This is a genomic window from Microbacterium sp. HMWF026, assembly GCF_003061325.1.
Classification (GTDB): domain Bacteria; phylum Actinomycetota; class Actinomycetes; order Actinomycetales; family Microbacteriaceae; genus Microbacterium; species Microbacterium testaceum_E.
Map to the genome: position 1 here is coordinate 1 of NZ_QAJB01000249.1, position 10819 is coordinate 10819.

Annotated in this window: 8 protein-coding genes and 1 pseudogene; 3 read left to right on the plus strand and 6 right to left on the minus strand. The window is 67.6% G+C overall.

Annotated features, from left to right (window positions below):
• The 5 genes from DBR36_RS09785 to DBR36_RS09805 form a co-directional block, all read right to left on the minus strand.
• A partial coding sequence (locus DBR36_RS09785) for a hypothetical protein (protein WP_219927639.1) occupies positions 1 to 184 on the minus strand: 184 nt, incomplete at its 3' end.
• Complete coding sequence (locus DBR36_RS09790) at positions 181 to 2307, minus strand: acyltransferase family protein (RefSeq protein ID WP_108318939.1); 2127 nt, start codon at positions 2305 to 2307, stop codon at positions 181 to 183. The genes DBR36_RS09790 and DBR36_RS09785, both read right to left, overlap by 4 nt.
• Positions 2308 to 2337: 30 nt before the next feature.
• Entirely contained in the window at positions 2338 to 4680 is a 2343-nt protein-coding gene (locus tag DBR36_RS09795) for an LGFP repeat-containing protein (protein WP_108318941.1), read from the minus strand.
• A gap of 87 nt (positions 4681 to 4767) precedes the next feature.
• On the minus strand, positions 4768 to 5712 hold the full coding sequence (locus tag DBR36_RS09800; RefSeq protein ID WP_108318943.1) for a glycosyltransferase family 2 protein: 945 nt from the start codon (positions 5710 to 5712) through the stop codon (positions 4768 to 4770).
• The gene (locus DBR36_RS09805; protein WP_181373545.1) at positions 5685 to 7406 is read right to left on the minus strand and encodes a glycosyltransferase; all 1722 of its coding nucleotides are present in this window, start codon (positions 7404 to 7406) and stop codon (positions 5685 to 5687) included. The genes DBR36_RS09800 and DBR36_RS09805 overlap by 28 nt, the downstream gene beginning before the upstream one ends.
• A 157-nt stretch (positions 7407 to 7563) precedes the next feature.
• Between DBR36_RS09805 and DBR36_RS09810 the strand changes: the two genes are divergently transcribed.
• From DBR36_RS09810 to rfbB, 3 genes are all read left to right on the plus strand, one after another.
• The gene (locus DBR36_RS09810) at positions 7564 to 8430 is read left to right on the plus strand and encodes an ABC transporter permease (RefSeq protein ID WP_108318947.1); all 867 of its coding nucleotides are present in this window, start codon (positions 7564 to 7566) and stop codon (positions 8428 to 8430) included.
• Positions 8414 to 9154 carry an ABC transporter ATP-binding protein gene (locus DBR36_RS09815; RefSeq protein WP_108318949.1) on the plus strand — a complete coding sequence of 247 codons (741 nt, stop codon included), beginning with the start codon at positions 8414 to 8416 and terminating at the stop codon, positions 9152 to 9154. Before DBR36_RS09810 ends, DBR36_RS09815 begins: the two co-directional genes overlap by 17 nt.
• A 74-nt stretch (positions 9155 to 9228) precedes the next feature.
• On the plus strand, positions 9229 to 10245 hold the full coding sequence (gene rfbB / locus DBR36_RS09820) for a dTDP-glucose 4,6-dehydratase (protein WP_108318951.1): 1017 nt from the start codon (positions 9229 to 9231) through the stop codon (positions 10243 to 10245).
• Between the two features lie 31 nt (positions 10246 to 10276).
• On the opposite strand, the pseudogene DBR36_RS09825 reads toward rfbB, so the two are convergent.
• Positions 10277 to 10819: pseudogene (locus tag DBR36_RS09825) on the minus strand (glycosyl transferase); the annotation flags it as partial.

Here is a 10819-nt window from a genome sequence, read left to right on the forward strand (position 1 = left end):
GCCCCCACGCCCACCCGAAGACCCCCCAGACGATGCCGCTTCCGGCGATCGCCCCCACACTCAGCGCCGGGCTCAGACCCCAGAGCCGGGCCGGAAGGCCCGAGAAGGCCATGATCAGCAGACCGGGGACGAGCAGCAGGAGGGCTCCGACCAGGAACGGCAGGATCAGGGGGGTCCAGGTCATCCGGAGGAGCCTTTCGTCGGCGCGGGGGGCAGAGCTGCCAGAGCGGTGTCGATTCGCTGCCCCAGCACCGGGGCGAGCGAGAGGGCGAAGGAGCGACTGAGGTGGTGGGCGTCGCGGTAGGCGGTGATTCCCCCGAGATCGGCGGCGCAGGTCCCCTGCGGGCAATACACCTCGGTGAGGTCGATCAGACCGACCCCCGGCGTGTGCGCCGCGGCGGCGATCTGCGGGTCGGGGTTGGAGAACGCCTGGGCCTCCGACTCCGTGCACTGCCCGGGGTCCTTGGTCGCCATGAGGCAGTCGACCGGGGATCGATCCCAGTTCGGGTTGTCACGGACGACGAGGACCGGCGCGCCGGTCCGCGCGACGAAGTCACCCCAGGACGCTCGCAAGCCCGCGACGGAGGCGTCGTAGGGCGTCGCCTGGCCGTCGGCCACGACCATGTTCCCCACGATCGCGTACGAGGTCGTCACGACGAAGTCGTAGGGGCGGCTCGGGTCCGCCAGTGCGGCCGAGGCGGCGTCCCGCCAGGAGGAGCAGTTCTCGATGGCCGTGACGTTGTTGTCGGGGCGGAACCGCGTGGTCTGCGACCACGGGCACCCCGGTTTGAGGAAAACGTCGAGTGCCCACCCGCGTTCGGCTGCCAGCCGCATCATCGCCGGCGCGAGCGCCCCGGCGTGGCTATCTCCGACCAGCGCGACGCGACCCGCGGGCGCCGCCGGGTCACCGAACGAGCAGCGGATGAGCTCTCCGTTCGAATCCTGGCTGAAGCACTTCTCGATGTCCGGGTCCGCGTCCCCGAAGACGATGTCCGCCGCAGGAACGGGGGCTGCGTTCGCGGCGCACGAGGGGTCGACGACGGCGGTCGCTCCAGCGCACGAGGTGACGGCGAAGGCGTTCGCCTCGGCTAAGCGCGACGCGACCATCTGCTGGCCCACGGTCGGAGCGACGGCCGACGCTCCGACCAGCAGGGCCGATGCGACCGCCGCGGTGATGAAGGTGGGGACGGCGCGGCGAGCGGTCAACCACGTCGCATTGCGAGTGGGATCCTCGATGAATAGCTTCGTGACGTAGGCGAGTACGACGCTGGCCAGGATGATCGCCAGCTTCGCAACCGTCGAAAGGGGGCCCAGCACCCACGGCAGCATCACGATGAGCGGCCAGTGCCACAGGTATACCGAGTACGAGACGTCGCCGAGGAATTGCACGGGCCGCCAGGACGCAGCGGCGTCGAAGGAACCGCGCGCACCCGTCGTACCGGCGAAGATGACGACGACCGTGCCCAGGACGGGAAGAAGGGCGATCGCGCCCGGGAAGGGGTCGCTTGACCGGATGACGAGGGCGGAGAGGGCGATCAGGGCGATACCCGTCCACCCGATCACGGCGCGTGGAACCGGTCCGAGCCGCACGCGGGTGAGGCCGACGAGAGCAAGCATGCCGCCGAGACCGAACTCCCATGCACGGGTGAGTGTCGAGAAATACGCGACGGACGGGTTCGTGGCGGAGTACCAGACCGAGTAGGCGAAGCTGGCCAGCACGATCGCACCGAGCACGATGCGCGCGAGGCCGAGGAACCGCCCGCGCGCCGCACGGACGGCGAATGCCACGGCCGAGAAGACGACCGGCCAGACGAAGTAGAATTGCTCCTCCACCGATAGCGACCAATAGTGCTGCGTCGGAGGAGCGGCGACCGCCTGCGCCCAGTAGTCGACCGAATCGGCCGCGAGCGCCCAGTTCTCGATGTAGACGCTCGACGCGGCGATGTGACGATAGATGGTCGGCCACGCACTGAGCGGACCGAGGAGGTACGTCGTGACACCGATCGCCGCGAGGACGAAGAGGCTCGCCGGGAGCAGGCGTCGGATCCGACGGCCCCAGAACTGGACGATGCGCACTCTGCCCGTCCGCTCCACCTCTCGCAGCAGGTGGGCGGTGATGAGGAACCCCGAGATCACGAAGAAGACGTCGACGCCGACGAAACCTCCCGGCAGGCGGTTCGGCCAAAGGTGGAACAACACCACGAGCGCGACCGCGACGGCCCTCAGTCCCTGGATCTCGGGAAGGATGCGAACGGGGTTGCTTCCGCGGCGCGCAGGAGAGCGGACGGGCGAAAGCTGAGCGGACACGGTCGCCCATCCTAGCGGGGCGACCTGAAGTCACGCCGTACGGAGAACCGCTCCTCCAGCCGCTGTCCAGGAGATCGTGCCCCGTTCGAACTTCTGCGTGCAGGAGGTCGACGACGTGCACTGTTCGAAGCCGGTCGGGTACCCCAAGGACCCGTTCTCCCAGCCGCTGGCCGCCCACGCGTTGCGGATCGCGCCCCAGGTCGGGAACGCACCGGCTGAGGAGACGTGCACGTCGCCTCCCTCGAAGTGCTGGAAGCATCCGTTCGCCCGCAGGCCGCAGGTCAGAGCGCCCGACGGGTAGCCCAGCTTGCCGTTCTCCCATCCGGTCACACCCCAGGCGTCCTTCACCGCACCCGCTGTGACCCACGCGCCGGTCACGGGGCTCCAATGGATCTGACCGCCCGCGAAGTACTGGAAGCAGCCGTTTCGGACGAGACCGCAGTTCTCCTTGCTGGTCGGCAGACCGAGCGCTCCGTCAGCGGCACCGGCAGCGCGCCAGGTCGCCACCATGCCGGCCATGACGGCGTAGGCAGGACCGGCCTTCGGGCCGGCGATCGCGCCGCGTTCGAACTCCTGGACGCACGATGCATCGGTCGCGCACTGGAGATCATCGGTCGGGTAGCCGAGGGAGCCGCTCTCCCACCCGAGCGAGCCCCAGGTGTCCTTGACGGCGCCGCGTGTCGCATGCGCCCCGGACGAGGGGCTCCAGTGGATCTGACCACCCTCGAAGTACTGGAAGCACCCCGAGCGGACCAGACCGCACGTCTGAGCCGACGTCGGCTTCCCGAGGACGCCGTCGATACCGCCCGCCGCGCCCCAGGCCGTCGCGATCGGCCCGCTGACGACGGAGACCGGACCGTCGCCGCTGCGCAGCAGCGTCCCGCCCTCGAAGTCCTGTCGGCACAGGCCGTTCGCGCAGGTCACCTCGGTCGTGGGGAAGCCGAGCGCACCGTCCTGGCGACCGGCATCCGTCCACGCCTGACGGTAGACGCCCGCGAGGACGTGGGCGCCGGCGCCCGGGCTCCACGTGATCGAACCGTGCTCGAACGTCTGCACGCAGCCCGAGCGCACCAGGCCGCAGGACTCTGAGCTCGTCGGGTAGCCCAGATCGCCCCGCTCGTAGCCCGTCGCCGCCCACCGGTCGAGGATCGCACCGCGCGTCGCCTGCGCACCGGTCGCGTTCGTCCAGTGCACCTGTCCGCTCTGAAACAGCTGCACGCACCCACCCTTCACCAGCGAGCAGTTCTCGTCGGACGTGGGGTAACCCATCCATCCGCGCTCGTATCCGTTGGCGCTCCAACGCCCCAGGATCGCCCCGTGGGTGGCGTGGCCGCCGGTCGCGTTGGTCCAGTGGATCTGCCCGCCCTGGAACAGCTGGAAACATCCGCCCTGATCGAGCCCGCAGGTCTCGGCGCTGGTCGCGATGCCCAGATATCCCGAGGCTCCGCCGGCACGCTGATACGCATCGCCGATACCCCCGGTCACCGGGTAGGACTTGGTCGAGCCGAACCAATCCGTGAAGTACTGGAAGAAGTTGCGGTTGCCGTAGGCCGAGCAGCTGTCTCCGGTGCCGTAGCCGGCGGCGAGAGCCGCACGATTCGGCTGATACGGCGTGTAGTAGTAGAGGTTCGACGTCGCCTGATTCTGAACGCGGACCGCCGAGCTCCCACACGACGCGTCGGGTGAATAGCGCAGGTTCCAGGTCTTTCCGGGCGCGTACCACGTGAAGTACTGGCTGGTCCCGGGCGGGTTCGCGTAGCGCTTGAACTGCCAGGCGGCCCCGTAGACCTGGTTGAAGAAGCCGTAGTAGCGGGTGTCGCATTCCGCCGTGTCCGGGCACCCCTGGCCCATGGCGATCGTGAAGCGCGAGGCGGCGGGCGCGGTCGAGGTGACCAGGCCCTGTTCCTTCTGCAGGGTCACGATGATGACCTTGGGGCTGATGCCGCACGCCTGCGCCACTTTGAAGATGATCGTGGAGGCGCGTTCCTGGGACGCACCTCGGTAGGCGCCGCACATCGCGTCGGCGGTCGTGGTGCGCGAATCGTCGCGCCAATCACGGAGGCAGGTGTATCCCCGTGCGCAGGACGGCACCCGCGCCTCCAAGAAGCGCTGGACGTCGTTCTCGGTCATCGAGTTGGCGTCGAAGAAGATCGGGTCGCTGATGATGTTGCCGGGGTCGAACAGGCTGAGGTCCGCCTTGGGCAGCATCAGCGGCGAGAGTCCGCGCTCCGCCGTCGGAGCGACCGCGGTGTGCGCGACCGCCTCCGCGGCTCGCGCGCTGTCGGTCAAGACCCCCGTGAAACCACCGGCGACGACCAGGGCGATGGCGGCCATGGCGAGGCCACGGAGGGATGCCGGCAGGCGGAGACGCATGTGATCAGTGTGACGGAAGTTACGGCTGAACGAAACTCTTGCGCCGCGACGCGTCGGGGTGCGACGCTCTTCACCGCGATTTCGCGATCAGATACCGGTGCGCACCACGGGGAGGGGGTCCGAAGCGTCCTTCTCTCGGACGCGGTCGGGATACTCGAGGCTCGGGTTGAAGGTGATGCCGGAGAACCATTTGCGCAGAAGAGCGAGGCGAAGCGGTAGGGCCACGCGTCCACGGTGCAGGCTCACGACAAGCCGCGCGCCGAACTCGAGGAAGTAGAGGAGTCCTCGGTGGTGTAGCTGATACGAGGCCTCGTTGCGCACACCGTGGGCGAACTTCCACAGCGATGCTTTCGTGACCATTGCGAAATTGACGCCGCGGTTCTCGCCCATGTCGTGCACCACGGTGCTGTCCATGACCTGCACCCCGGGACACCGGCGCGTCAGACGCAGGGTGTACTCGCGGTCGTCGAACCAGATGAAGTAGTCGCGGTACGGCAGCCCGTATTCGGCGATCGCCCACCGGGGGATCAGGACCGATACGAACGAGCAGGCGGCCACCATGACGTTCTTCTGGCCCTTCACGAGCAGACGCCCCCAGTCCCAGGTCGGGACGGGGTTGTTCATCTCGCAGATGGAGCCGTCGACGAACTCGACGACCGAGCACGCGAAGGGGACGTCGCCACCCAGTTCGGCCACGGCTTCGTCGAAACCGCGAACGAGATTCGCCAGGGCCTCCGGCTTCGGATAGCAGTCGTCGTCCATGATCCAGACATGGTCGGCGCCGCCGGTGTAGCCCCGCAGCATTCCTTCAGCGAATCCGCCGGCACCGCCGGTGTTGGCGGGCAGATGCACCACCTCGAAGGGCACGGAGAATTCGCGATCGTCCAGGTACGCGGCCGTCCCATCGGTCGACGCGTTGTCGATCACGATGAGCCGGGCAGGCGCCAGGGTCTGCGCCTCCACACGGGCGAGGACCGTCTTGAGCTTCTCGAGACGATTGAAGGTCACGACGATTGCGGCGACATCGACCATTCCTTCACCAACCTTTCGAACCAGGCGGAGGCGGGAGTCTCCGCGAGCAGGGCGCGTTCCTTGACGACCTCGGCCTGCCAGAGGCGACGACGGGCCTCGACATCATGCGAGAGCGCGAGGATCTTCGCCGCGGTCGTGGTGACCGCGCGGTGCGGATTGGCGGGAACGAGTCCCTCCGCGGGGATGATGTCGGACTGCGCGCCGACGTCGGTCGAGACGACGGGCAACCCGTGGGCGAGCGCCTCGAGGGTCGTCAGCGTCAGCCCCTCGTTCGCCGAGGTCACGACGAGCAGGTCGGTATCCGCCATCGTCTGCGCGACCGGAACGGCCGACGTGCGCCGGATGACGGCCTCGCCGAGGCCACCGCGGTCGATGAGATCGCCGACCCACCCCTGGTGCTCGCCGTCACCGTGCACGATGAAGCGGATGTCCGGGTCGGTTCGATGCACCACACGAGCGGCTTCGACGAAGATCTCGGGGGCCTTCTGCCGAGCCATCCGTCCGACGAAGGCGACGGTGAAGGGGCGGTCTCCCGCCGGCTCGCGGAAGGCGCGTTCGGTCGCGTCCGCGGTCAGACCGATCAGCGGAGCCATGACCACCTTGTCGGGATCCACCTGCTGCACCTCCGACATCCACCGCTTCAGCGCCGGAGAGATGACATGGTGGGTCGTTATGTAGTCGTCGGCGAGGACGGCGCTCATCGCGTACCCGCCTCCGCGGTGCTCGACGATATGCGTCGAGTCGACGATCGGGATACCGGGCCGCGAGATCGCGATGAAGGGGAGTCGGTCGTACAGCCACTGATTGTGGTGGACGATGACGCCGCGGAAATCGAAGCGTTCGAGGAGCGTGCTCAACAGCGGCTCCCGTCCAGGCGGCTGCGACGTTGCCGTGGGCTCGGAGAAGGGGATGACGAGGGCGCCGTCCAACTCGGCCCGGTCGATGAACGGATGATGGGAATCCACGCTGGAGAGGACGACCGGAAGCAATCCCGCCTCCCGAACGGCTCTCACCGTCTCGAAAGCCCATCGCTCGGCCCCACCGAGCTCGAACCAATGCACGCCGACCAGCACTGCGGGCGGCGCGTTCGGGGCCAGGGGGCCGGCGGGGACGAAGGCGTCGTCCTCGTGCTGGCCGCCGGATGCGAACTCGCTGAGGTAGGAGCGCCGCTGCGCGGGCCGGGTGAGCACCGTCTTGTGACGACGCAGCTCGAGGTCGCGCAGTTCGTCGTACATGAGCGGGGCTGCGGCGCGAACCTGACGGGCCACCTTCCGGAGCAGGTCTTTCGGCTCCCACCGACGAGGATCCTTATCCAGCACCGCGTCCGGCGAGACGTGGATGTGCCGGTCGGGGCGACCCACCAACTCGATCCAGCGATCCGACCCATCGATCTCGACGGCGTCGCCGAAGCCCCGCGCGGTGAAGCTGAAGAGCCGCTTGCGGAAGATCCTGCTGCGGCCGTCGAACGTCCTGTCGTCGGTGGTTCGCGGGGTCAGATCGTCGTCGCCGTCGTACACGTGGAAGCGCAGGACGCGTCCCGGGACGATGGCGGTGTGGAAGTTGACCGCCCCCACCAGGATGCGGCTCTCCCGGGGGCTGAGGGCGGGTACCTCGGAGCCGTCGACGAGCTCGAAGAGCGCCGGGTACCCGAAGACGGAGGCAGTCGTCGCGTTCTTCACCAAATCTGTATCCATCCCTAGGTCGTCCGAGGACCGGAAAAGGCTACCATCCGGCGGATGTCGCCCTTGGGCGGCTGCGGGCCGGACGAAGCGAGGTCGAGCCGGGCACACACCGGGGACGGATATGATCGACGCTGCTCGACGGAGCATTCCCCAGAAGGACGTTTCCTGTATGCACGAACCTGCCCCCGCTTTCGGGACGATGACCAGTCCTGGGTCGCGAGGTGGTCTGCTCGACGTTATGCGCCGACGCTATCTGCTCTCGTTGATCGTCCGCAAAGAGGTCCAGATCCGCTACCGGGGTTCCGTCCTCGGGTGGCTCTGGTCCTACGTCAAGCCGCTCGTCCAATTCGCCGTCTTCTACTTCGCCATCGGCGTGTTCCTCGGTCAGAACCGTCAGGTCGAGTACTTCCCCCTGTATCTGCTCGCCGGTATCACGGTCGTCACCTTCTTCATCGAGGCGTTCTCGAACGGGACCCGCTCCCTGGTCGACAACGCGGCTCTGATCAAGAAGATCTATCTCCCCCGCGAGATGTTCCCGGTCGCGAGCATGCTGATCGCCATCGTCAATACACTCCCCCAGATCCTCGTCCTGATCGGCATCGCGCTGTTGTTCGGCTGGGCGCCGTCTCTCCTCCAGGTCGGGGCCATCATCTTGGCGATCGTCATCGTCGGCGTCCTGGCGACCGGTCTGAGCCTTCTGTTCGGCTCCATCAACGTCACGTTCCGCGACGCGCAGAGTTTCGTCGAGATCATCGCGATGTGCGCCGTGTGGGCCTCCCCGGTGATGTACCAGTGGCACATGGTTGCCAACGAGACGCCGGAGTGGGTCTTCGACATCTACCGACTCAACCCCCTCACCGCGGCCGTCGAGTTGTTTCACTACGGCATCTGGTTCCCTCTGAACCCGGCTGGCGCCGAGGTTATGCCGGCGCTGCCCCTCGCGGCGGGGATCGCCGCCGTCACCGCACTCGTCGCTCTGATCGTCGGTCAGATCGTCTTCCGCCGATTGGAGGGGCGCTTTGCCCAGGACCTCTGACGTCACCGCGCCCAGCATCCTCGTCGAGGACGTGCGCAAGGATTTCACCCTCCGGCATACCCACTCCATCAAGGAGACCTTCCTCGCCGCGGTGCGGCGGAAGCCCCTCACCACCGACTTTCACGCGCTGAACGGCGTGTCCTTCCGCATCGAAGAGGGGGAATCGGTTGCGCTCCTGGGCCTGAACGGCTCCGGAAAGTCGACGATGCTGAAACTGATCTCCGGTGTCCTGCAGCCCAATCGGGGCCGTGTACTGACTCGCGGCCGGGTTGCCGGTTTGATCGAGGTGGGCGCCGGCTTCCACCCCGACCTCTCTGGTCGCGAGAACATCTTCCTCAACGCGGCAATCCTCGGAATGACCAAGCAGGAGATCGAGGAGCGCTACGACGACATCGTCGCGTTCAGCGAGATCGAGAAATTCATCGACACCGAGGTCAAACATTACTCCTCGGGAATGTTCCTGCGCCTGGCCTTCTCGGTGGCGATCCACACGGAGGTCGACGTGCTGCTGATCGACGAGATCCTGTCGGTCGGTGACGAACCCTTCCAGCAGAAGTGCATCGCCCGCATCAAGGATCTGCACGCCCAGGGCAAGACGCTGGTCGTGGTGAGCCACGACCTCGACATGGTGTCCGATCTCTGCGAACGAGGGATCCTCATGCGTCAGGGGCGCGCCGTCTTCGACGGCGACAGCAAAGAAGCCGTCGCCCACTTGCGCGCCTGAGCTCCGCGCCGCTGGGATCGACACGGTTCGAACCGCGTCCCGCGGGTTCCCGCGGTCGCAATCGAAGGGGACTCGTGAAACACCTTCTCGTCACTGGTGGCGCTGGCTTCGTCGGGTCGAACTTCGTCCGCCACGTGCTCGAAACGACGTTCCACCGGGTGACGGTCCTCGACAAGCTGACCTACGCGTCGAGCCGTCTCGTGCTCTCGGACCTCCCGCCGGAGAGGTGCCGGCTGGTCGTGGGCGACGTGACGGATGCCGAGCTCGTGCATTCCCTCGTCGCTGATGTCGACGCCATCGTGCACTTCGCGGCCGAATCGCACAACGATAATTCCCTGCGTGAGCCCGGTCCATTCGTCCAGACCAATATCCTCGGGACCTACACCGTGCTCGAGGCCGCGAGAGCGTATGGCACGCGTCTGCACCACGTCTCCACCGACGAGGTGTTCGGTGATCTGCCCCTCGGAAGCCGGACTCGTTTTTCGGAGCAGAGCCCTTTCAATCCGTCATCGCCCTACAGCGGCACGAAAGCGGGGGCTGATCTCCTCGTGCGGGCCTGGTCACGGTCGTTCGGAATCCGCGCCACCACCAGCAACAGCTGCAACATCTACGGTCCGTTCCAGCACGTGGAGAAGTTCATTCCTCGCCAGATCACCAACATTCTGCGCGGTGCCCGCCCGAAGATCTACGGCGACGGCCGCAACGTTCGCGAGTGGTTGCACGTCGACGACCACTCCCGTGCCGTTCTGACCATTCTCGAACGCGGGAGGAGCGGCGAAACGTATCTGGTGGGAACCGGGAACGAGCACGAGAACATCTCCGTCCTGCGCACCATCCTGCGGCTGATGAACCGCCCGGAGGACGATTTCGACCGGGTGCGGGATCGGCCAGGTCACGACGCGCGATACGCGATCGACGCATCCAAACTGCGCTCGACCCTGCAGTGGACTCCTCGACACGACGACTTCGAAGCCGGTCTACGTTCGACCATCGAGTGGTACCGCCGGAACGAACCGTGGTGGGGGCCGGGGAAGAGCGCCGTGGAGGCGGCGTACGGCGAGCGGGAAGACGCGCCCGCGGACGGCTCCTAGGCGGCTCCTCCGCAGCCCCGGGGCGCCGCCCTCACAGCTCCGCGTGCAGCGCCCACACCCGCTCGGCCGCGGCGCTCCACAGGAACCCCTTCGCCCGGTCCCCCGCCAGGACGCGGAGGCGCTCGGCATCCGTCCCCAAAGCGCGCGAGAGCGCGGTGTCGAGCTCGGCGGCGGGAGCGAACGCCGCGGCGTCGGCGAGCACCTCGTGATGCACGGGGGTGTCGACCGCGGCGATGGGGATGCCGATCGCCAGGGCGTCGACGGCGCGCCAGGGCCAGTCGGTGCGCGCGCCCGAGGCGACGAAGGCCGCGGCGTGCGAGAGCACGGCGGCGCGATCCCAGCGGTCGAGGGGGCCTCGGCAGTGCACCCGGGCTTCGCCGAGCCCGGCGGCCGCGGCGATGTCGATGACGGCGGGTTCCTCGCCCTCGGGGACGTCGAGCACGACGACGTCGCCGTCCCAGCCCGCCGCCACGATCGCAGTGAAACCGGCGAGCAGGCCGTCGGACTCCGCGGCGCCGCCGGCGAGCACCACAGACGTGGTCGGCAGATCGAGAGCGCGCAGGCGACCCACGGC

Excerpts from the sequence above, each read along its gene's own strand:
- DBR36_RS09795 (WP_108318941.1), bottom strand. The coding sequence starts at position 4,680 with ATGCGTCTCCGCCTGCCGGCATCCCTCCGTGGCCTCGCCATGGCCGCC.
- DBR36_RS09800 (WP_108318943.1), bottom strand. The coding sequence starts at position 5,712 with ATGGTCGATGTCGCCGCAATCGTCGTGACCTTCAATCGTCTCGAGAAG.
- DBR36_RS09805 (WP_181373545.1), bottom strand. The coding sequence starts at position 7,406 with ATGGATACAGATTTGGTGAAGAACGCGACGACTGCCTCCGTCTTCGGG.
- DBR36_RS09810 (WP_108318947.1), top strand. The coding sequence starts at position 7,564 with ATGCACGAACCTGCCCCCGCTTTCGGGACGATGACCAGTCCTGGGTCG.